This is a genomic window from Salinicola peritrichatus (genome assembly GCF_003206715.1).
GTDB lineage: Bacteria > Pseudomonadota > Gammaproteobacteria > Pseudomonadales > Halomonadaceae > Salinicola > Salinicola peritrichatus.
On record NZ_PZJU01000057.1, the window covers coordinates 18,838 to 39,891 of the forward strand.

The window sequence follows — 21,054 nt, forward strand, 5'->3', positions numbered from 1 at the left end:
ATCGGCGAAAAAGCGGAGTTTACGAGGGTGTAAATGAGCATTTTGAGCCGATTTTTAACGCTGTATGGACAAGCGCAGGCATTTTTCAGACAAAGCGTAGATCGGACTACAGTGGTTTCGCCGCCGCATAGCCGCGCTCTTCCTCGCGACTCAGCGTGTTTCGCAGCGGACGCCCCAGTGCCGGCAGTTCGATTTCGTAGCGGTCACCCGGCTCGACCACGATGTCGTCGGCGAAGCTCAACGTGGCGGTACCGAAGAAATGCACGTGCACGTCGCCGGGACGACGGAAATTTCGGTACTTGAAGTGATGATGCTCGAGATTGGCCAGGCTGTGGGCCATGTTGGCCTCGCCGGTCAAGAACGGCTTTTCCCACAGCGTGCGACCGTCGCGCACGATCCGGCTGGTGCCCTCGAGGTTCTCGGGCAATTCGCCGACGAACAGCTCCGGCCCGTAACTGCAGGCACGCAGCTTGGAGTGCGCCAGCCATAGATAGTTGAAGCGCTCGGTGACGTGATCGGAAAACTCGTTGCCGATGGCGTAGCCGACACGCCACGGCGTACCGTCGTCGCCGATGACATAGAGCCCGGCCAGCTCCGGCTCCTCGCCGGCGTCCTGAGCGAAGGCGGGCGACGGAATATCGGCTTCCGGCGCCACCACGCAATCGCCATCGCCCTTGTAGAACCACTCCGGCTGCGGGCCGATTTCGCCAACCTCAGGCTTGCCGGCTTCCACGCCCATGCGGAACATGCGCATCGAGTCGGTCAGTTGACTCTCTTCGACCTGGGTGGCGGCGTGCATGGCCGAACGGGTGTCGGCGCTGCCCAGATGCGTCAGCCCCGTGCCGGTCACCAGGCAGTGCGCCGGATCGGCATGCGTCAACGGCGGCAGCAGCCGTTTCTCGGCGACCAGTTGCGCGTAGTCGAGTCGGGTATCGGTCAACGACGCCGCGACGATCTCGCTCAATGGCTTGCCCTCGGCGATGGCGCGACGGGCAAGCGCGTAGACCCCGCCCTCGCTCGCTACCACGCGAACCTGGCTGCCGCTCGCGGCTGCCTCGTTCCCGGCCTTGCCCTCATCCACCAGGGCAACCGTCAGGCGGTCGTCGTGAAGGCATTGAATCAGGCGCATCGGGTTGTCTCCTTGAAGGATGGATGGGATCAGAGGATGAAAGGGTCCTCTTGCCGGCTTGCCCGCGCAAGGGTGAACCATATGTTGAACATATCACCAATAAGTACAACATAGACTTTCGGAGCAAATACGCTTGCCTCGAATCCGGGTAGGCTGATCTCGTCACCGGCTCGAGCGGCCGATACGCTCGCAATCGCACCAACTCGACCAATGTCTAGCCAACACGAATATTGCACTCAATAGTCATTAACCATAGCGTCATCAGCAAAAAGCGTCGCCAAGTACAACCCATAAGGAAATGCTGAATAAATCGTCGAGCAGGATGAAGCGCAAGGCGCACGGAGCGCAGGAACCGGAGCATATGGGTTATATGTGAGGATTCCGAGCACCGCGCAACGCAGCGATTCGACTGCGCAGACATTTATGCAGTGTTTCCATAACAGGACGACCCAGGAGACACGCCATGTCCACTCCGACAATCAAACGCCATCTGATCGGTCTGCTGGGCGCTGCCCTGCTATTGCCCTTGCCGGCGCTGGCCGATTACCCCGAGAAACCGATCACGCTGATCGTGCCCTGGGCCGCCGGCGGCGGTACCGATGCCACCGCCCGCACCATTGCCACTGCGCTGGAGGACGAATTGGGTCAGACCGTCAACGTGGTCAACCGCACCGGTGGCAGCGGCGTGGTCGGCCACACCGCCATGGCCATGGCCAAGCCGGATGGCTACACCCTGGGCCTGATCACCGGCGAGATCAATATGATGCACTGGCAGGGATTGACCCAGCTGACCTACCGGGACTACACCCCGATCGCGCAGATCAACTACGACTACGCCGGCATTCAGGTCGCCGCCGACGGCCCGTTCGACTCCGTCCAGACTCTGGTCGACAAGATCAGGAGCGAGCCGAAAGGCACCTACAACGCATCGGGGACCGGACAGGGCGGCGTGTGGCATCTGGCGTTCGCCGGTTTCCTGCTCGATCAGGGCATGGAGGCCGATCGCGTCTCGTGGATTCCGAGTCAGGGCGCGGCACCGGCGATGACGGAGATGGCCGCGGGCAGCATCGACATCGTGCCCAGTTCGGTGCCCGAGGGGCGCTCCATGATCGAAGCCGGCAAGGCCAGAAGCCTTGCCATCATGGCACCGGATCGGCTCGACAGCTTTCCCGACGTGCCGACTCTGAAAGAAGCTATCGACAGCGACTATCAAATCGGGGAGTGGCGCGGTATCGCCGGCCCCAAGGGGATGGACCCGGCCATCGTCGAGAAGTTGGAGAGCGCACTCGAAACCGCCTTCAACAGCGACACCTATCAGAACTTCATGGCCAAGCAGGGTTTCGGTACCGAATGGCGTGGCGCCGATGACTTCGGTCAGTTGATGGCTGACCAGGACGAGCGCTTCGGCAAAATCGTCGAGCAGGTCGGCTTGGCCAAGTGAGGCTTTCCCCGAGGGAGCTAGCGCCATGAAGGACTTTCTACTCGGTCTAGCGTTTCTGATCGGCGGCGGCGTGGTGATCGCCGTCGCCCAGACCTACCCGACCATGCCGACACTCGAATTCGGCCCCTCGCTGTTCCCCTCGCTGATTGGCGGGGGAATGGCGATCGGCGGGGCACTGCTGGCGTTGAGCCGCGTGCGCGAGTTGCCGGCGGCGATCCGTGCCGCGGGTGGCGGCCTTTCCGCCTATGACTATCGCGGCCTGCTGATCTCGCTGGTTCCCTGCGGCCTGATCGTCTTCTATATCCTGGCCAGCGAGACGCTTGGTGCGTCGCTGTGCATGGCACTGAGCATGCTGCTGCTGATGCTGATACGAGGTGCGAAGCTGTGGATGTCGCTGGCCGTCGCGATCGTGGTGGCAGCACTGATCTATCTGCTGTTTTCGCGCTATCTACTGATTCCGTTGCCGGAAGGCACCCTTCTTTCCAGCCTTACGCTTGCCTGGTGAACGCTCATGGAACCCTTTCTGCAGGGCCTGGCAATGGTATTCAACGCCCAGACGATGCTGGTCATCGTTGCGGCTGCCATTTTCGGTCTGTTCGTCGGCGCCATTCCCGGGTTGACCGCCACCATGGCGGTGGCATTGCTGGTACCGATCACGTTTTACATGGATTCGACGCCCGCCATCGCGGCGATCGTGGCAACTTCGGCGATGGCGATATTCGCCGGCGACATTCCCGGCACCTATCTCAACATTCCCGGCACGCCGGCCTCCGCCGCCTATGTCGGCGAATCCCACCTGCTGGCCCGCAAGGGGCGCGCCCGCGAGACGCTGGGTACCAATCTGGTGTGCTCGGTGATCGGCGGCCTGTTCGGTACGCTGGTGCTGGTGCTGGTATCGCCGTCGCTGGCGGAAGTGGCGCTGAACTTCAGCTCGTTCGAGTACTTCTGGCTGGCGCTGCTTGGCCTGAGCAGCTCGATCTTCATCGCCATCGGATCGCGTCTCAAGGCCTTTCTATCGCTGACGGTGGGGCTGCTGCTCTCCACCGTGGGACTGGACATGATGAGCGGTGCGCCCCGCTTCACTTTCGGCATTCCCGATCTGATGGCGGGGATCAACTTCATCCCGGTGATGATCGGCATGTTCGCGCTCAACGAGATCATGATGTTCTACGGCTCGCGGAAGGAAACCCGCGACGTCCCGATAACCGCCAAGGACAATGTGTTCCGCCAGGCACCAAGGCACATCCGAACCTACTGGCGCAACATCCTACGCGGTAGTTCCCTGGGCACGCTGATCGGTGCCCTGCCCGGCGCCGGCGCGGACATCGCCGCATGGATCGCCTACGCCCTGGGCAAGAGCCGCTCCAAGCATCGCGAAGCCTACGGCACCGGCCACATCGAAGGCATCATCGATGCCAGCTCGGCCAACAACTCCGGCATCAGTGGCGCCTGGGTGCCGGCACTGGTGTTCGGCATCCCCGGCGACACCATCACCGCGATCGTCATCGGCGTGCTCTACATGAAGGGCATGAACCCCGGCCCGACGATCTTCATGGAGGGCGGTTCCCAGGTTTACGCGCTATTCACGGTGTTCTTCGTCGCCAACCTGATCATGCTGCCGATCGGCTATCTGGCGATTCATGCCTCCAAGATCTTCATTCTGACCCCACGGAAAATCCTGATGCCGGTGATCCTGGCGTTCTGCATCGTCGGCGCCTTCGCCATCAATAATTCGATTACCGATATCTGGATCATGCTGGTCATCGGCCTGGTGGCTTTCGTCCTGGCGCGCAACGACTTTCCGATGGCACCCGCCATTCTGGGCCTGGTGCTCGGCGGCACGCTGGAGAACAGCTTCATGAGTTCGATGCTCAAATCCGGCGGAGACCTGACCAGCTTCTTCAGCCGCCCGATCAGTGCCGCCCTCGGCGCGCTGGTCATCCTGGTCTGGCTGCTGCCGCTGTTCCTGCGCCTGTACCGCCGCCTGCGTCGCCAACCGCAGCCCCAACACAGCCCGAGGTCCTCATGACACGCTATGACGCCGCCACCTTGCGCGAGACGCTGACGACGCTGTTTGCGGAAAATGGCGCCAGCGACGACGTCGCTCGCACCACCGCGCGGATCCTGGTCGAGGGCGATCTGCTCGGCCACCATACCCATGGCGTGAAGCTGGCCAACGGTTATCTGAAGGATCTCACGGCAGGCCACGCCTGCGGCGATCCGGCACGCTTGGAGATCCAGCAGAACAGTCCCGTGGCCGCGCTGTTCGATGGTCACTATCTGTTGGGCCCCTATCTGGTCCAGCGCGCGCTGGATCACTGCCGCGAGGCGGCCGAAACCTTCGGCGTCGGCATCGTCAGTCTCAAGCGTTCGCATCACATTGCTTGCCTGGCCGCCTACCTGCAGCCGCTGGTGGAGGCCAACCTGATTCCGCTGGTCCTGAGTTCCGATCCGGCGGTCGCCTCGGTCGCCCCGTTCGGGGGGCTAGATCGGGTCTATACGCCCAACCCGCTGGCGATCGGCATTCCCGGCCGCGAGCAGCCGATGCTGATCGACGTAAGCATGTCGACCATCACCAACGGCACCGTGGCCAAGACCCGCGCCACCGGCGGCAGGCTGGAACACCCGGCGATTCTCTCCGGCGAAGGCGAACTCAGCGACGATCCCGAGGCCTATTTTGCCGAGCCCGGCGGCAGTATCCTGCCATTGGGGGAGTTGGCCTTCGGCCACAAGGGATTCGCTCTCGGCCTGATGGTCGAGGCACTGACCTCGGCGCTCTCCGGCTTCGGCCGCAAGGACGCCCCCACTGGCTGGGGCGCTTCGGTGATGGTCATGGTGATCGATCCGGCACGTTTCGGCGGCGTGGATGCCTTCCTCGACGAGACCGATCACCTGGCCCGCCGCTGCCTCGATTCCCGCCCCCGCGAAGCGGGCAAGCCGGTACGCCTGCCCGGCCAGTCGGGCCTCGCGCGGCGCCGCGACTATCTCGAAAGAGGAATCCCGCTGCCGCAGGACGTGGTCGAGGCATTGCGTGAAGCCGTGGCAAACTCGTCCCTGGCCGGCAAGGCACCTTTTGCCTGAATGCCGCAGTTCAACAGTTCACTCGACAACCGGGAGTTCGCTTTACCCATGGCTCTATTCGATGGTCTATCCGAAGACTTATCCTGTCTCCCCGAAGACGCCGGCCACGCTCTGCTGGTAGGCCGCGTGTGGCTGGCCAGCGACGATGGCCGCGCCGGCCCGGCCATCGTCGCCGTGCGCGGCGACACGCTGGTGGATATCTCCCGCCACGTGGCGACCATGGCCGATCTGCTGGAGCGCGACGACGCTGCCTGGCTGGTGCGCGAGGCTCCCGCCACGGAGATCGGCAGCCTGGAACGAATTCTCGACAACAGCCAGCGGCAGACTCCGGTCACGCCCTATCTGCTGGCTCCCTGCGATGTCCAGGCGATCAAGGCCTGCGGCGTGACCTTTGCGGTCAGCCTGCTGGAGCGCGTGATCGAGGAGCAGGCCGGCGGCGATCTCAATCGAGCCAATGCGTTGCGTCAGGAGATTCAATCGCTCATTGGCGGCGACCTGTCGCGGATCAAGCCCGGTTCGGAGGAAGCGCTGGCGCTCAAGGCGGAGCTTCAGGCACGCGGCGGCTGGTCGCAGTACATGGAAGTGGGCATCGGCCCCGACGCCGAGGTGTTCTCCAAGGCACAGCCGCTCTCCGCGGTCGGCCATGGCGCGCGCGTGGGGCTGCATCCTGCCTCGCAATGGAACAATCCGGAGCCGGAAATCGTGCTGGCGGTGGACGCCCAGGGCCAGGTACGCGGCGCGACACTCGGCAACGACGTCAACCTGCGCGATATCGAAGGCCGCAGCGCCCTGCTGCTGGGCAAGGCCAAGGACAACAATGCCTCCTGCTCGATCGGCCCCTTCATTCGTCTGTTCGACGAACACTTCTCCATCGACGACGTGCGCAACGCCAAGGTCTCGCTGCGCATCGAAGGCGAGGACGACGACTTCGTACTCGAAGGCGAGAGCAACATGCGCGAGATCAGTCGCGACCCGCTCGAACTGGTGGCCCAGACCCACGGCGCACACCACCAGTATCCCGACGGCTTCATGCTGTTCCTCGGCACCATGTTCTCGCCGATCCAGGATCGCGACGGCGCAGGCCAGGGCTTTACCCACCATATCGGCGACCGCGTCACCATCTCGACGCCTAGGCTGGGCCGGCTGAGCAATGTCGTCGACCGCAGCGACCGCCTGCCGCCATGGACCTTCGGCATCCGCGCGCTACTCGCGCACCTCGGCGCCCGCTGAAGCGCAATGGATTCACTGGATTGGATTCGCTGAATGCGGGTACGCATCGCCGTCGGTGATCCGACGGCGATACCTTCCCGTCAGGCATCAATACCGAAACTCAGGGGGGCGTTTACAAAATAGGCGAACGAAGGCAAGACAAGGCGAAATCGGTCGAACAGGCGCAGTTTACAGGTAGTAAATGAGCATTGTGAGAATGATTTCAACGCTGTATTGCCGAGTGCAGCCCTTTTGTAGGCGCCCTCTCAAGCATCGTGGCGCATCAGTAATACATCGATGAATGCCTGAACCACGTCGGAAGGCTCCTCTCCTTTTCTCGTCAGCACGCCGTAGTAACCCAAGGGCTCGCCGATCACCAGTGGCAATGCGGTGAAGGTTCCGGCAGAAATGGCCGTTGTCAGCACAGAAGTCGGCAACAGTGCAATCATGTCCGACGAACTGACCATTTGCAGGGTCGTCTGCGTCGAGGTCGTCTCGACGACATTGCGTGGAGAAGGGACGCCGGCTTCGGCCAATGCCACCTCGAACAGTCCCCGCATGGGACTGCTCATTGGGTGAAGAATCCATGGCCAATGCACCACCTCGCCAAGACTCGGCGGTCGACCACATAGTGGGTGGTTTGCACGCACCACGATGGAAACCGGCTCCGCCTGCAAGGGCAGAAAATCGAACAGGTGATGTTGCGCGTGGTCGGTGAAACGACCGATGACCACGTCGAGTTGCTTGTACTCGAGATCGACCAACAAGCGATCGCTGGAATTCTCGAAGAGGCTGACCGCCAGCTGTGGGCGCCGGTTTTTGATCGCGGTGATCGCCCGAGGCAGCAATACCGGCGCCGCCCCGGGAACGGCACCGATGGCCAATTTGCCATGCCCCCCTTCACGCAGGGAAACCAGGTCATCGATCAGGCGATCGGTATCGTTCAGGATGCTACGCGCATAACGCACCAACAAGCGTCCCGACTCGGTAATTTCCATGCTCCGTGGCTGACGTGAAAACAGAGTCATGCCGAAAAAGTTTTCGACATCCTTCAGCATCTTGCTGGCGGCCGGCTGGCTCATGTTCATGTGGCGCGCCGTGGCATGAAGGTTACGACTTTCGTCCAACGTAACCAGCAATACGAGGTGCTTTATACGCAACCAACTCTTGATATGTATTCGACTATCGTTGGACATAGCTATCTCGATCTTATGCTTTAGTCAAAAAGAATAACTATCGGTTATCAAGCTTGCAAAAAAAACGATTGGCACCCAAGAAATACATTCAATTAGGCTACGAAAGCTTTCGGAATATCGCTGAATATTCCAAGACTCCGGCATTGAAATCCTTGAAAAACGAAAAGCCAGCCAGCTAATCGTCTCCTTGCAATGGACTGGAAAATCCAGGTCGTTTCATTAGTAAAAATTCGTCATTAGCCGAGGAAACAGGTCAACATGCCCAGGATTCAAAGTGTCGAAGCCCAGGACATCCGCTTCCCGACTTCCCGTCAGCTCGATGGCTCGGATGCGATGAATGCCGCTCCCGACTACTCGGCGACCTATGTCACGCTGCGGACCGACACCGGCGATGCGCTGAGCGGACACGGGCTCAGCTTTACCATCGGCCGCGGCAATGAAATCTGCGTGGCAGCCGTGAATTCCCTGGCCTCCCGCCTGGAAGGCCGCACGCTCGAAGAGATTATCGCCGACATGGGAGCATTCTGGCGCGACCTGACCAGCGGCGATAGCCAGCTACGCTGGTTGGGGCCGGAGAAGGGCGTCATCCATCTGGCCTGCTCGGCGATGATCAATGCGGTGTGGGATCTCTGGGCCAAGCACGAAGGCAAACCGGTGTGGAAGCTGTTGGCGGACATGACGCCGGAAGCGTTGGTCCAGTGCCTCGACTTTCGTTTCGTCACCGACGCGCTGACACCCGCGGAGGCCATCGCCCTGCTCAAGCGCCAGCAAGCCGGGAAGGCGGAGCGCGAGGCGATCCTGCGCCAGCAGGGTTATCCCGGCTACACCACCTCGGCCGGCTGGCTCGGTTATTCGGAAGACAAGATGCGCCAGCTCTGCCGCGAGGCGCTGGATGAGGGCTGGCAGCACTTCAAGCAGAAGGTCGGCGGCGATATCGAGGAGGACCGTCGCCGCGCGCGAATCCTGCGCGAGGAGATCGGCGAATCCCGGGTGTTGATGATGGACGCCAACCAGATGTGGGACGTCGACGAAGCGATCGTCAACATGCGCCGTCTGGCCGAGTTCAACCCGCACTGGATCGAGGAGCCCACCAGCCCCGACGACATCCTCGGCCACGCCGAGATCCGCCGCCGCCTCGCCCCCATCGCGGTCGCCACCGGCGAGCACTGTCACAACCGGGTGATGTTCAAGCAACTGTTCCAGGCCGGCGCGCTCGACTACTGCCAGTTGGATGCCGCCAGGCTCGGCGGGCTCAACGAAGTGATCGTCGTCTTGCTGCTGGCCGCCAAGTACGGCATCCCCGTCTGCCCGCATGGCGGCGGCGTCGGCCTGTGCGAATACACCCAGCATATTTCGATGTTCGACTACATCGCCGTTTCCGGGTCGATGGAAGATCGCCTGCTGGAGTATGTCGATCATCTGCACGAGCATTTCCTCGATCCGGTCAGGATTCGTCAGGGCCGCTACCTGGTGCCCGACGCACCCGGCTATGGCGTCAGCATGAAACCGGATTCTCTCACCGCCCACCGCTTTCCCGACGGCAGCGCCTGGCAATAGGTGCCGTCACCGAGCAACGACGTCGCCGCGACGAGCGACGCCAATGCAACAGCGACACGCCAACCATATTCAGGAGTCGATGATGAAAACAACCATGCTCTCCTCCCCTCGCAAGGGAATCCGCCCCTTCGCCGCGTTGATGACGGCGGCGGTAATGACCATGACCGCCCTGCCGGCGATGGCCGCCACCGAGATGCCGCCGCTGCCCGAGGTCAAGGGTGGCGTCGTCGAAGGTGACGGCAACGACTACAACCTGAAGTTCAGTATCGGGTTGACGCAATCCAGCGCTCAATATCGCGGGCTGGAATACTTCAAGGAGATCGTCGAGCAGCGTAGCGACGGCCATATCCACGTGGAGCTGTTCCACAGCGCCCAGCTCGGCGACGACCTGCAGGCGGTCAGCGCGCTGCAGGCCGGCACGCTGGAGATGACCGCACCCTCGACCTCACCGCTGGTCAACATGTTCCCGCAGTTCGCCGTGTTCGATCTGCCGTTTCTGTTCCCGACGCCGGAAGTCGCCGACAAGGTGCTCGATGGCGAGATCGGCGATCGCATGTTGAAGGAGGCCACGACCAACGGGCTGGTCGCCATCGGCTGGGCCGAAAACGGTTATCGCCAGTTGACCGACAGCAAGGGTGCGGTCTCGAGCCCCAACGACCTCGACGGACTGAAGATCCGTACGATGCAGAATCCCATCCACCTGGATATCTGGCGTACTTTGGGCGCCAACCCCACGCCGATGTCCTTCGCCGAGCTGTTCACCGCGCTGGAGCAGGGTGTCGTCGACGGCCAGGAGAATCCCTGGATCACGATTCAGTCCTCGCGCTTCAACGAGGTGCAGCCATACGCCACGGAAACCAATCACGTCTATACCCCGTTCATCACGCTGGTGTCCGAGCGCTTCTGGAATCGCCTGCCGGAAGGCTATCAGCAGTTGCTGGTCGAGGCCGCCAAGCAGATGGGCACCTACGAGCGCCAGGTCAGCCGTACCCTCAACGACCAGATCAAGCAGGAGCTGAAGGACGAGGGCATGCAGATCACCGAGCTTTCCCCGGAGCAGGTCAAGGCCTTCCAGGACAAGCTGGCGCCGGTTTACGACGAGTGGCGTGACAAGATCGGCGGCGATCTGATCGACAGCATCCGCGCCGAAGCCGCCAGCGCTTCCGAATAATTCCCTGAACGCCGCCGGCGCTGCGTGCCGGCGGCCACGTCGTGTCATTACGGAGGTCACGATGCGTGCTGACTCGCCCACCGCCCGGGGTCTTCTCGGCTGGCTCAAGCTGACGCTGGAAATCGCCGCGGGCATTCTCGTGCTGGGAGTCGTCTTCTGCGTCACGGCCAACGTCTTCGGCCGCTTCGTGCTCAACGACTCCTATACCTGGGCCGAGGAGATGTCCCGGGTACTGTTCATCTGGCTGGTGTTGCTGGGCGCCGGCGTCGGCAGCCTCGGCAACGAACACGTCGCGGTGACGTTCTTTCGCGACATTGCGCCCACTCCGCTGCGCTTCGCGGCGAGCCTGCTGACCATCGCCGTCGTTTACATCGTCTGTATCTGCATTCTGCTCGCGTTCAAGGATCTGGTGTCCGGCTACGTCAGTGCGACTCCCATGCTGGGGATTCCCCAGACCTATCTCTACAGCGCCATGCCGGTGATGGCGATTCTCACGCTGATAGCCAACAGCGTGGCGCTGGTCTCCCTGTTGCGGAGGAAGACGGCATGATTCTCTGGAGCATCCTGATCGGGCTGGCGATCTGTATCGTCATCGGCATGCCGATCTCCTTCGGCCTGGCGGCCATCAGCCTGTTCATCTTCTTCGAGTCCGACTATGCCCTCTCGCCGCTGGTGGCGCAGGCGGTCAACGGCCTGGACTCCTTTCCGCTACTGGCGATTCCGCTGTTCATTCTGGTCGGCGAGGTCATGAGCGCAGGCGGCATCGCCACCCGACTGGTGCGCCTGGCCAGCGCCCTGGTGGGCTTCATGGCCGGCGGACTGGGCCAGGTGGCGGTGTTGACCTCGATGTTCTTCGGCGGCATCAGCGGTTCCGCGGTGGCCGACGCCTCCGCCGTCGGCAGCATGATGATCGAACCGATGAGGCGTCATCGCTACACCGGGCCGCTGGCCACCGCCATCGTGGTCGCCGCCTCGGTGGTCGGCATCATCATTCCGCCGTCGATCCCGATGATCCTGTTCGGCGTGGTGACCAGTACCTCGATCTCGCAACTGTTCATGGCGGGGATCGTGCCGGGCATCCTGATCACCCTGGGGCTGGCGATCACGACCTATGTCCAGTCGCGCAAGAACGGACGCGGACAGCCCTTCTCGTTTCCCGAGCTGGCCAGCGCACTGAAGGAGGCGTCGCTGGCCCTGCTGCTGCCGATCATCATCGTCGGCGGTATTCTGTCGGGCATCTTCACACCCACGGAGAGCGCCGCGATCGCCCTGGTCTACGCCTGCGTGGTGTCGTTCTTCGTCTACCGCAGCCTGACCCTGGCGCGTTTCTTCCAGCTGTGTATCACCACCGGCAAGCTGACCGGCGTGGTGCTGCTGTTGCTGGCTTTCGCCAGCGTGCTGGCCTGGCTGTTGACCGCCAACATGATCCCCCAGCAGCTGGTGGTGAGCCTATCGGCAGTGACCGAGAACAAGTTCCTGCTGCTCCTGCTGCTGTCGGCGTTCCTGCTGGTCGTCGGCTTCTTCATGGATCTGACGCCGGCGATGGTGATCCTGGCGCCACTGATGACACCGGTGGTGGTCAAGCTCGGCATCGACCCGGTCTACTTCGGCGTGCTGATGTCGTTCATTCTCGGCATCGGTCTGATCACGCCCCCGGTGGGCACCGTGTTGTATGTCGGTTGCGGCGTCGGCAAGGTCGGCATGGAAAGCCTGGTGAAGAGCCTGCTGCCCTTCTACTTCACCCTGCTGGCGCTGCTGGTGCTGTTTCTGGTCTTTCCCGGCCTGGTGCTGTGGTTCCGCTGACAACCGACTTTTGAGAGTGAACCATGATTCCATCCGATACCCTCATCGACGATCTGCGCGGGATGCTAGGCGACCATGGCGTGCTGACCGACCCGGGCGACATGGCGCGCTATCGCACCGACTGGGCGGGACACGCCGGCGGCATGCCGCTGGCCGTCGTCAGGCCCGGCACCACCGACCAGGTCGCCGATGTCGTGAGCTACTGCCATCGCCACGACGTGCCGCTGGTCCCGCAGGGCGGACACAGCGGACTGGTCGACGGCGCCCTGCCGAGCACCGAGTTCCCCGAATTGGTCGTCAGCCTCGAACGCATGAATGGCGTACGCGAGCTCGATCCGATCAATTTCACCATGAGCGTCGACGCCGGCTGCGTGCTCCAGACGATCAAGGACACCGCCGAGGAAGCCGATTGCTATTTTCCGCTGGCGCTGGGCGCGCAGGGCAGTTGCCAGATCGGCGGCAACGTTTCGACCAACGCCGGCGGCCTCAACGTGCTGCGCTACGGTATGACCCGGCAGTTGGTACTGGGGCTCGAGGTGGTGTTGCCGGACGGGCGCATCTATCACGGCATGCGCACGCTGCACAAGAACAATACCGGTTACGACCTCAAGCAACTGTTCATCGGCGCCGAGGGCACGCTGGGGATCGTCACCGGCGTGGTGCTCAAGCTGTTTCCCCGTCCGCAGGTCAGCCGCACCGCCCTGCTCGGCTGCGCCGATATCGATGCCGTGCTCAAACTCTATGCGCTGGCGCGGCGCTGCTGCTGCGACCTGCTGACCGCCTTCGAACTGATCCCGCGGCGCTGCCTGGAACTCGCCCTCGGTGCCGCGCCCGATCTGCAGGACCCACTGGATGACGCGCATCCGACCTATGTACTGCTGGAAGTTGCCGCCAGCGGCCCGGCCGATCTCGATGGCATGATCGAGACGCTGTTCGAGCGCGGCCTCGAGGCGGGATGGCTGGCCGATGGGGTCCTCGCCACCAGCGAGACCCAGGCGCAACAACTCTGGCTCATTCGCGAGGCGATGCTGGAGGGCCAGCGCCGTACCGGCGAGCATCTGCGCACGGACGTGTCGCTGGCGATCTCGGCGTTGCCGGCGTTTCACGAGGCCGCCAGCCGGGCGATTCTCGAAGCCTGCCCGGAGGCCACGATCATCGCCTACGGCCACGTCGGCGACGGCAATCTGCACTTCAACGTGCTACCGCCGTCTTCGCTGCCGGAGAGCGACAGGTCGGCACTGCTCCACGATCTTGAATCACGCCTGTTCGACGTCGTCGACGAGTTCGATGGCAGCATCAGTGCCGAACACGGTATCGGACGCCTGAAGCAGGAAGCGTTTCTGGAAAATCTCTCGGCGCCGGAATATGACCTCATGCGAGGTCTCAAACACCTTCTGGACCCCCGCGCGTTGCTCTCCGCCGGGCGCATCCTGCCGTCGCCCAATCGCTAAACGCCGGCTGTCGGGCAGCTAGCGGCAGCCATAGCCACCGACGAGAACGACTCATGAACCACAATCAACGCATCGGCGTCATCGGCACCGGCATCATGGGAGCCCCCATGGCCCGTCGCCTGGCCGCGGCGGGCTACGCCGTTCGCGCCTGGAACCGCAGCCGCGACAAACTCACACCGCTCGTCGCAAATGGCGTCACCGCCGTGGATGCCCCGCTGGAGGTCGCTGGCGCCGATACCGTCATCGTCATGCTGAGCGCCGGCCCGGTCTGCGACGAGATCCTGCTCGGCGAGCGCGGCCTGATCGCGGCCATGAAGCCGGGCAGCACACTGATCGTCATGAGCTCGATCCCGGTGGCGACGGCACGCCGCCACGCCGATGCGGCCAGCGCCCGCGGGATCGGCTATCTCGATGCGCCGGTCTCCGGCGGCGAGCGTGGCGCGATCGACGGCACCCTGGCGATCATGGTCGGCGGCGAGGCGGAGACTTTCGAACGCGCCCGCGAGTTGCTTTCGCATCTCGGACGACCGACCCATGTCGGCCCCGCCGGCTGCGGCGAGCTCGCCAAGCTGGCCAATCAGATGATCGTCGCCAACACCATCGCCACCGTGGCCGAGGCGCTATTGCTGGCCGAGCGTGGCGGCGCCGATCCGGCCCAGGTGCGTCAGGCGTTGCGGGGTGGCTTCGCCGACTCGACGATTCTCGAGATCCACGGCAGGCGCATGCTGGAAGAGGACTTCGCTCCGGGCGGGCCGGCCAAGTGGCAGTACAAGGATACCCAGACCGCGCTCGCGGAAGCGGAGGAGCTAGGCCTGGATCTTCCGGTGAGTCGTCAGGCCGATGCGCTGTTCGGCGACATGCTCGAGCACGGCGATGGCGACCTGGACCACAGCGGCCTGATTCGCGAGTTGCGCCGCCGGAACGGGCTGACAAAGGCATAGGCCCGATTCAGCGCTGGCTCAACCAGCGCAGGTAGTCGGGAACGCGAATCTCGCCGTCGCGGTGAAAATTCGCCAATCTCGCCTGTACCAGCGATTCCGAACACTGCAAGTGATCGAACAGCGCGGCGCTGGCGGCATCGGGGCGGCGCGCGAGTATCGCCTCGAAGACCTGGCGATGGGCGGCGAAAAACGGATCTTCCGGAGGCAGCGCGATCTCGCCCCCGAGCAGGTGCTTGCTGATCAGCAGGATCGGCCGGGTCCGCTGCAGCATCGACAACACCTCGTCATTGCCGCCGTGGGCCAGCGCGTCGTGGTGGAGATCGTTTTCCAGAACATCGAGCTGTGACGGCACGATATCGGGATAGCGCGCCTCGGCCCGTTCGAGCCGGGCCAGATAGCGTTCGACGGTGGCAACGCCAAGCCGCTCGCAGGCCTTGCCGATCATGAATGGTTCGAGCTGCCGTCGAGCCTCGTAGAGCTGATGCAGGCGGGCGGCGTCCAACGGCACGACGTTCCAGCTCGAGTACTTGATCTTGACGACCACGCCCAGCGATTGTAGCTGCAGCAGAATACGGTGGGTCACGCTGCGGCTGACATCGAGCGTCTTGGATAGCTTGAGTTCGTTGAGTTCGAGCCGCCCTTTCATCGAACACAGCACGACATCGTGCTCGACCTGTTCGGCCAGCTCGCGCCAGGACTCGGTGCGCTCGACCGACGCACGACCGCCGGCGGCCCGAAAGTCGGCCGCGGTCAGCGAGCGCCGCACGATTTTCCCCGGGCCGCGCCCCACCAGATAACCGCGCCCTTCGAAACGACTCACGACCCCTTCCCGGTGCAGGCGCCCCAGGGTCTGGCGCACCGGCGAGCGGCTCATGCCGAAAATCTCGGCGATGTTGCCCTCCAGCAGGACCAGCCCCGGTTCCAGGTGGCCGTTGGTCATACTGCGCAACAACGCATCGTAGAGTTGATCCTTGAGCGTCCTGGCCATCAAACCTCGCTCCTACCGACAATCCGGATCCCACGCGGCGTGGCACGATTCAGCGGTAATGAGTATTGCACACAAAGGTCAGCCACGGCTGCCCGACCAAGGCCGCAGGTGATCACCGACACTTTGCAGAACGCCCGGACAATAAAAAAAACGCCGCCCACACGAGGTGGGCGGCGTCGGGTCACGGCGAACGTCGGATCAGGCGCGAGAGCGGCGCATCGGGCTGTCGCCATCGTTGCGGCGACGCGGTGCACGCTCCGGCGCGCCCTGGTCCTCGGCGATCTCCAGTGGCCGGCCGGCAACGCGAGCACGCGCCATCTTGGCCAGAATGCTCGACGGCAAACTGCTCGGCAGCTCGACCACCGAGAAGGCGTTACGGATGTCGATGCGACCGATCCGGCCACCTTCGATGCCCCCTTCGTTGGCCAGTGCGCCGACCAGTTGGCCCGGCTTGACGCCGTCCTTGTGGCCGACCGAGACGCGATAGCGGGTCATGCCTTCGCGAGGGGCGCTGTCACGGCGACGCGGGCCGCGTTCGCGATTGCCGTCGCGGCCGCCGTCACGTCCACTGTCGCGACGCGAAGGCGCGCTGGTGATTCGCCCGATGGGAGCTTCGCCGGCACGGGCCAGCGTTGCCAACGCTGCAGCCAGATCGACGGGATCGTGACCCTCGTCCACCAGCTTCTCGATCAAGCCGCGCTGCTGATCGGTGCCGGCTTCGAGCATCTCGAGCAGACGCGCGCTGAAACGCTCGTCGCGGTGGGCACGGATGGCGGCTTCATCGGGCAGCGGCATTTCGCCCATCGGCTGGCCGGTGGCCTGCTCGACCCAACGAATCTTGCGCGTCTCACGACCGCCGGCAAAGGTGATCGCCACGCCATCGCGGCCCGCGCGCCCGGTACGGCCGATACGGTGGATATAGGCTTCCGAGTCCTGGGGCAGATCGTAGTTGATCACGTGGGTAATGCGCGGCACGTCGAGGCCGCGCGCGGCGACGTCGGTGGCGACGAGCACGTCGACCTTGCCGCGCTTGAGCCGGGTCACGGTACGCTCACGCAGGCTCTGGTCGAGGTCGCCGGACAGTCCGGCGGCGTTGACGCCGCGCGCGGTCAGCTGTTCGACCAGCGTGGTACAGGCGGCACGCGTCCGCACGAAGACGATGGCGGCGTCCACCGGCTCGACTTCGAGAATTCGCGCCAGCGCTTCGAGCTTGCTCGGGCCTTCGACGCGGACCACGCGCTGCTCGATGTTCTCGCCGGTGCTGACCTTGGATTCGATCGCGACCTTGACCGGATCGACCAGGTAGCGGTTGACGATGCGTTCGATCTCGCTCGGCAGCGTCGCCGAGAAGAACACACGCTGGGCGTCGCTGGGCGTGTCGGAAACCACGCGCTTGACGTCGTCGATGAAGCCCATGCGCAGCATCTCATCGGCTTCGTCGAGCACCAGCGCGGAGAGGCCGTCGAGCTTGAGGCTGCCACGATCGAGGTGATCGATGATGCGTCCCGGCGTACCGACGACGACCTGAGCGCCGCGCTTGAGCGCGGTGAGCTGCTCGCGATAGTCCTGGCCACCGCACAGCGTGGCGATTTCCAGACCTTTCAGATTCTGGCCGTATTTGGAGAACGAGACGGCCACCTGCTGGGCCAGTTCACGGGTCGGGGCCAATACCAGCACCTGCGGCTCGCGACGGCTCAGCTCGAGGCGGGTCAGCAGCGGCAGCGCGAAGGCCGCGGTCTTGCCGGTACCGGTCTGGGCCTGGCCCAGCATGTCGCGGCCTTCGAGCAGCGCGGGGATGGTTTGCGCCTGAATCGGCGAGGGAGTCTCATAGCCCAGGGTATCGAGGGCCGTCAGTACTTCCGGCAATAGTGCCAGATCGCCAAAGCTTGGCGTCGCAACTACAGTCGAGGTCATTTCACACCTTGGAGTGGCCGGCGGGGGCCGGCGAAAATGTCATGGCATCGATGGCATTCGGCCCAATCGACACCGGTCGCACCTGGCATTGCGCCAATCACGCGGCGGCTTCCGCAGCAGCAATGGCGTATGTGGCGACCTTGATGCGCCCGGTTGCATGAAACATCAACCGTTGAAAGCGCTCCATCGTTGCATCCGGACGCAGAAGTCGGCTTGCGCCGTGCGTCATTCACGAGATACGTCCGGTAGTGGCATCGACTCACGGGTCGATGGCGTGATTTGCAGACATATCGGCAGGATGGTGGGGTCAACACATGCGAGGAAACGCAACTATACCATCGGCGAATGCTTTTCTCCACCCAAAACGTAAAATTCCGACACGTGTGCCGAGACTGCGATCGACGTACACTGAAAGTCCTTTTTGCCGAGACGACCGCATGCCAACGCTCTGGATCGATGCCGATGCCTGCCCCCGCGCCGCACGCGAGATCATCGTCCGCGCCGCCGAGCGCACCCGAACCCGAACCTGGATGGTCGCCAACCATGCCCTGCCCCTGCCGCCTTCGGCCTGGGTAAAATCGCGCGCCGTCGCGCACGGCTTCGACGCCGCCGACGATGCGATCGTCGAAGCCGTCGAGACCGGTGACCTGGTCGTCACCAGCGACCTGCCGCTGGCCCAGGCGGTGATCGCGCGTGGCGCGGACGTCATGACCACGCGCGGCGAGCGGCTGACGGGCGACAACATTCGCGCTCGGGTCCAGATGCGCGACTTCATGGAGACGCTACGCGCCAGTGGCGAGCAGACACGCGGCCCCAACGCGTACAGCGACGGCGACCGTCGCGAATTCGCCAACGCCCTGGATAGCTGGCTGCGGCGCCATACCTGAGCCCTAGGGGCTGTTCAGTCGCGTTGTCGCACGCCCCGCCCTGTCAGGCGCTCGCGGTCATGGCTGCGCTCGAGATCCAGCACCGGCCCCAGCGGCACGATCCGGGTCGGATTGATCGTCGGATGGCTATAGTAGTAGTGGCGCTTGATGTGGTCGAAATCGACCGTCTCGCCAATACCCGGCCATTGGTAGAGCTCGCGCAGATAGTTCGACAGGTTCGGGTAGTCGACGATTCGTTGGCGGTTGCATTTGAAATGGCCGTGATAAACCGGATCGAATCGCACCAGCGTCGTAAACAATCGGATATCGGCCTCGGTCAGCCACTCGCCGGCCAGATAGCGTTGCCTGTCCAGGCGTTGTTCCAGGCGATCGAGGCACTCGTACAGCGCCCGGAAGTGTTTCTCGTAGACCGCCTGCTCGGTGGCAAAGCCGGTCTTGTAGACCCCGTTGTTGAGGTTGTCGTAGACGTCGGCATTGACGGTATCGATGGCCTCGCGCAGATCCTCGGGATAGAAGTCGAGCCGGTTACCGGTGAGATCGTCGAAGGCCGAGTTGAGCATGCGCACGAGTTCAGCGGACTCGTTGTTGAGGATTCGCTCCTCGCGCTTGTCCCACAGTGCCGGCACCGTAACGCGACCGGTGTAATGCGGATCGGTCAGCGTGTACAGCTGATGATGGTACTCGACGCCATTGAGCGGATCTCCGCTCGAGCCCTCTTCGACGTGATAGGACCAGCCCTGATCCAGCATCAGCGGGCTGGTATGCGACACGCCGATCAGCGACTCCAACCCCTTGAGCTTGCGCATGATCAATGTCCGATGCGCCCATGGGCAGGCCAGCGAGACATAGAGATGAAAGCGGTCGGCCTCCGCGGCCACGCCGGGCTGCCCATCAGGGCCTTCGATGCCGCCTGGCGTTACCCAATCGCGCAGCTTGGCCGATTCACGCACGAACTCGCCGCCATGACTCTTGGTGTCATACCATTCGTCTTGCCATTTACCATCGATCAACAGGCCCATCAGGCTCTCTCCCCTATTGGTTCGTGTCCCAAGGATAGGGAGTCAGCGCAAGATATCGAGCGGATTGTCTCGACTCATTCGTTCGGATGCATCGAAAGCTCCCCGCCTGTGGCGCGCCCCGCGCGGCAGGTCGAAGCCGTGGCATCGATCAACGCCTGTGCCAGCGCCAGGGTCGCCGGGCCGGCGGCATCGATGTCGCGGTGAATGATCTGTAACGACGCGTGCCGGATCCCGCCGACTCTCAGCGGCAAGACCTTCACGCGGCCACTGTCGAGCGCCGCTTGAATGCGGGTCTGGGGCACCCAGGCGAAGCCGAGGCCACGCTCGAGCATATCGATGGAAGTGGAGAGATGGCTGAGCGTCCAGCGCTGTTCCGCCTTGAGCCAACCGGCGTCCAGCCGATGACGTACCGCCGAGTCGCGAATGACCAGTTGTCGATGACGTTCGAGGTCGCGCAGATCCAGTTCGCGCCCCAACCGATGCAACGGATGATCCGGGTGAGCAACGGCGATAAAAGGCACGTCGACCAGCGGCTGGCCGAGAAAGCCCTGTGCACTGAAACTGGAAATGATCAGATCCGCCCGGGACTCGTACAACATTTCGACGGCACCGTTGAGCACCGTTTCATGCAACTGCACTCGGACGTGGGGAAAGGTTTCCGAAAATCGCATCAATGCATCGGCCAGGGCGTCGCATGGAAAAACCTGGTCGACGGCCAGCGTGACTTCGGCCTCCAGACCGCCCGCGAGATGTTCCGCCACCTCTTCCAGCAGGGCCGCATTCTCGATCAATTGGCGCGCACGCCGCAGCAACATGGAGCCCGCTTCGGTCAGGATGACCTGGCGCCCCTGGGGTTCGAAGAGCTGGACCCCAAGTTGTTCCTCGATCTTGTGGATGGCATGGTTGAGCGTCGATGGGCTCTTGTGTATTACCTCGGCCGCCTTGGCAAACCCGCCGTGATCGGCTACCGCAGCCAGCATTTGCCATTGCAGCAGGGTCACTTTCGCCACGATTCCCTCCTGGTTATCGGCCCATGTTCGCGATTAGTCGGAATCAAGCGATCCTTCTGCTCATATTACCGCGTGGCTTTCGATAAAGAACCATGGCCTGCCAAGGCTTACACCAGGTCATGGCTTCAATCCGATCTCTTGTTCGAAATGGCAACGAGGCGCCGGGAAAACGATACAAGGGGTTTACGTGACGATATAACCGGATAAACGGCCGCTTTTTTCCGCACCATGCAAGAACATGTCTGAAGTGGACCCCA

General features: G+C 63.1%; 18 protein-coding genes. 12 read left to right on the forward strand and 6 right to left on the reverse strand.

The window, feature by feature from the left end:
* Window positions 1–106 precede the first annotated feature (106 nt).
* On the reverse strand, window positions 107–1,129 hold the full coding sequence (gene araD1 / locus DOM57_RS18545; protein ID WP_110650670.1) for an AraD1 family protein: 1,023 nt from the start codon (window positions 1,127–1,129) through the stop codon (window positions 107–109).
* A 463-nt stretch (window positions 1,130–1,592) separates the two neighbouring features.
* Between araD1 and DOM57_RS18550 the strand changes: the two genes are divergently transcribed.
* Genes DOM57_RS18550 through DOM57_RS18570 form a run of 5 tightly spaced genes read left to right on the forward strand, consistent with a single transcriptional unit; the run spans window position 1,593 to window position 6,881 of the window.
* Entirely contained in the window at window positions 1,593–2,570 is a 978-nt protein-coding gene (locus tag DOM57_RS18550) for a tripartite tricarboxylate transporter substrate binding protein (protein ID WP_110650671.1), read from the forward strand.
* 25 nt (window positions 2,571–2,595) lie between these two features.
* A complete protein-coding gene (locus DOM57_RS18555) occupies window positions 2,596–3,075 on the forward strand; it encodes a tripartite tricarboxylate transporter TctB family protein (protein ID WP_110650672.1) in 480 nt (159 codons plus the stop codon).
* 6 nt (window positions 3,076–3,081) lie between these two features.
* On the forward strand, window positions 3,082–4,599 hold the full coding sequence (locus DOM57_RS18560) for a tripartite tricarboxylate transporter permease (RefSeq protein ID WP_110650673.1): 1,518 nt from the start codon (window positions 3,082–3,084) through the stop codon (window positions 4,597–4,599).
* Entirely contained in the window at window positions 4,596–5,651 is a 1,056-nt protein-coding gene (locus DOM57_RS18565; RefSeq protein ID WP_110650674.1) for an Ldh family oxidoreductase, read from the forward strand. Before DOM57_RS18560 ends, DOM57_RS18565 begins: the two co-directional genes overlap by 4 nt.
* A 48-nt stretch (window positions 5,652–5,699) precedes the next feature.
* Window positions 5,700–6,881 (forward strand): fumarylacetoacetate hydrolase family protein, encoded by a 1,182-nt coding sequence (locus DOM57_RS18570; RefSeq protein ID WP_110650687.1) that lies wholly within the window; start codon window positions 5,700–5,702, stop codon window positions 6,879–6,881.
* A gap of 245 nt (window positions 6,882–7,126) precedes the next feature.
* Here DOM57_RS18570 and DOM57_RS18575 read toward each other — a convergent pair whose 3' ends face one another.
* A complete protein-coding gene (locus DOM57_RS18575; RefSeq protein WP_110650675.1) occupies window positions 7,127–8,056 on the reverse strand; it encodes a LysR substrate-binding domain-containing protein in 930 nt (309 codons plus the stop codon).
* A gap of 258 nt (window positions 8,057–8,314) precedes the next feature.
* Here DOM57_RS18575 and DOM57_RS18580 point away from each other — a divergent pair, with 258 nt between their 5' ends.
* The 6 genes from DOM57_RS18580 (at window position 8,315) to DOM57_RS18605 (ending at window position 14,979) form a co-directional block, all read left to right on the forward strand.
* Window positions 8,315–9,613: an L-fuconate dehydratase gene (locus DOM57_RS18580; protein ID WP_110650676.1), complete on the forward strand. Its 1,299-nt coding sequence runs from the start codon at window positions 8,315–8,317 to the stop codon at window positions 9,611–9,613.
* An 82-nt stretch (window positions 9,614–9,695) separates the two neighbouring features.
* Window positions 9,696–10,784 carry a TRAP transporter substrate-binding protein gene (locus tag DOM57_RS18585; protein WP_239496317.1) on the forward strand — a complete coding sequence of 363 codons (1,089 nt, stop codon included), beginning with the start codon at window positions 9,696–9,698 and terminating at the stop codon, window positions 10,782–10,784.
* A gap of 61 nt (window positions 10,785–10,845) precedes the next feature.
* A complete protein-coding gene (locus tag DOM57_RS18590; RefSeq protein ID WP_110650677.1) occupies window positions 10,846–11,334 on the forward strand; it encodes a TRAP transporter small permease in 489 nt (162 codons plus the stop codon).
* On the forward strand, window positions 11,331–12,587 hold the full coding sequence (locus tag DOM57_RS18595; RefSeq protein ID WP_110650678.1) for a TRAP transporter large permease: 1,257 nt from the start codon (window positions 11,331–11,333) through the stop codon (window positions 12,585–12,587). The genes DOM57_RS18590 and DOM57_RS18595 overlap by 4 nt, the downstream gene beginning before the upstream one ends.
* 23 nt (window positions 12,588–12,610) lie before the next feature.
* A complete protein-coding gene (locus DOM57_RS18600) occupies window positions 12,611–14,038 on the forward strand; it encodes an FAD-binding oxidoreductase (protein WP_110650679.1) in 1,428 nt (475 codons plus the stop codon).
* 53 nt (window positions 14,039–14,091) lie between these two features.
* Window positions 14,092–14,979 carry an NAD(P)-binding domain-containing protein gene (locus DOM57_RS18605; RefSeq protein ID WP_110650680.1) on the forward strand — a complete coding sequence of 296 codons (888 nt, stop codon included), beginning with the start codon at window positions 14,092–14,094 and terminating at the stop codon, window positions 14,977–14,979.
* Between the two features lie 7 nt (window positions 14,980–14,986).
* Here the strand turns inward: DOM57_RS18605 and DOM57_RS18610 are convergent, their stop codons facing one another.
* The gene (locus DOM57_RS18610) at window positions 14,987–15,967 is read right to left on the reverse strand and encodes a GntR family transcriptional regulator (RefSeq protein ID WP_110650681.1); all 981 of its coding nucleotides are present in this window, start codon (window positions 15,965–15,967) and stop codon (window positions 14,987–14,989) included.
* A 198-nt stretch (window positions 15,968–16,165) separates the two neighbouring features.
* Entirely contained in the window at window positions 16,166–17,881 is a 1,716-nt protein-coding gene (locus DOM57_RS18615; protein WP_110650682.1) for a DEAD/DEAH box helicase, read from the reverse strand.
* A 437-nt stretch (window positions 17,882–18,318) separates the two neighbouring features.
* Here DOM57_RS18615 and DOM57_RS18620 point away from each other — a divergent pair, with 437 nt between their 5' ends.
* The gene (locus DOM57_RS18620) at window positions 18,319–18,768 is read left to right on the forward strand and encodes a YaiI/YqxD family protein (protein WP_110650683.1); all 450 of its coding nucleotides are present in this window, start codon (window positions 18,319–18,321) and stop codon (window positions 18,766–18,768) included.
* A gap of 14 nt (window positions 18,769–18,782) precedes the next feature.
* On the opposite strand, the gene DOM57_RS18625 is transcribed toward DOM57_RS18620, so the two are convergent.
* Together DOM57_RS18625 and DOM57_RS18630 are read right to left on the reverse strand one after the other, a co-directional pair.
* A complete protein-coding gene (locus tag DOM57_RS18625; protein WP_110650684.1) occupies window positions 18,783–19,787 on the reverse strand; it encodes a glutathione S-transferase family protein in 1,005 nt (334 codons plus the stop codon).
* Window positions 19,788–19,861: 74 nt separating this feature from the next.
* A complete protein-coding gene (locus DOM57_RS18630; RefSeq protein WP_110650685.1) occupies window positions 19,862–20,797 on the reverse strand; it encodes a LysR family transcriptional regulator in 936 nt (311 codons plus the stop codon).
* Window positions 20,798–21,054 lie beyond the last annotated feature (257 nt).

Bases quoted from the DNA above. Each gene is read 5' to 3' on its own strand.
- DOM57_RS18620 (WP_110650683.1), top strand. From the start codon at position 18,319: ATGCCAACGCTCTGGATCGATGCCGATGCCTGCCCCCGCGCCGCACGC.
- DOM57_RS18555 (WP_110650672.1), top strand. From the start codon at position 2,596: ATGAAGGACTTTCTACTCGGTCTAGCGTTTCTGATCGGCGGCGGCGTG.
- DOM57_RS18615 (WP_110650682.1), bottom strand. From the start codon at position 17,881: ATGACCTCGACTGTAGTTGCGACGCCAAGCTTTGGCGATCTGGCACTA.
- DOM57_RS18625 (WP_110650684.1), bottom strand. From the start codon at position 19,787: ATGGGCCTGTTGATCGATGGTAAATGGCAAGACGAATGGTATGACACC.
- DOM57_RS18565 (WP_110650674.1), top strand. From the start codon at position 4,596: ATGACACGCTATGACGCCGCCACCTTGCGCGAGACGCTGACGACGCTG.
- DOM57_RS18580 (WP_110650676.1), top strand. From the start codon at position 8,315: ATGCCCAGGATTCAAAGTGTCGAAGCCCAGGACATCCGCTTCCCGACT.
- DOM57_RS18600 (WP_110650679.1), top strand. From the start codon at position 12,611: ATGATTCCATCCGATACCCTCATCGACGATCTGCGCGGGATGCTAGGC.
- DOM57_RS18605 (WP_110650680.1), top strand. From the start codon at position 14,092: ATGAACCACAATCAACGCATCGGCGTCATCGGCACCGGCATCATGGGA.
- araD1 (WP_110650670.1), bottom strand. From the start codon at position 1,129: ATGCGCCTGATTCAATGCCTTCACGACGACCGCCTGACGGTTGCCCTG.
- DOM57_RS18570 (WP_110650687.1), top strand. From the start codon at position 5,700: ATGGCTCTATTCGATGGTCTATCCGAAGACTTATCCTGTCTCCCCGAA.
- DOM57_RS18610 (WP_110650681.1), bottom strand. From the start codon at position 15,967: ATGGCCAGGACGCTCAAGGATCAACTCTACGATGCGTTGTTGCGCAGT.
- DOM57_RS18575 (WP_110650675.1), bottom strand. From the start codon at position 8,056: ATGTCCAACGATAGTCGAATACATATCAAGAGTTGGTTGCGTATAAAG.
- DOM57_RS18590 (WP_110650677.1), top strand. From the start codon at position 10,846: ATGCGTGCTGACTCGCCCACCGCCCGGGGTCTTCTCGGCTGGCTCAAG.
- DOM57_RS18595 (WP_110650678.1), top strand. From the start codon at position 11,331: ATGATTCTCTGGAGCATCCTGATCGGGCTGGCGATCTGTATCGTCATC.
- DOM57_RS18560 (WP_110650673.1), top strand. From the start codon at position 3,082: ATGGAACCCTTTCTGCAGGGCCTGGCAATGGTATTCAACGCCCAGACG.
- DOM57_RS18550 (WP_110650671.1), top strand. From the start codon at position 1,593: ATGTCCACTCCGACAATCAAACGCCATCTGATCGGTCTGCTGGGCGCT.
- DOM57_RS18585 (WP_239496317.1), top strand. From the start codon at position 9,696: ATGAAAACAACCATGCTCTCCTCCCCTCGCAAGGGAATCCGCCCCTTC.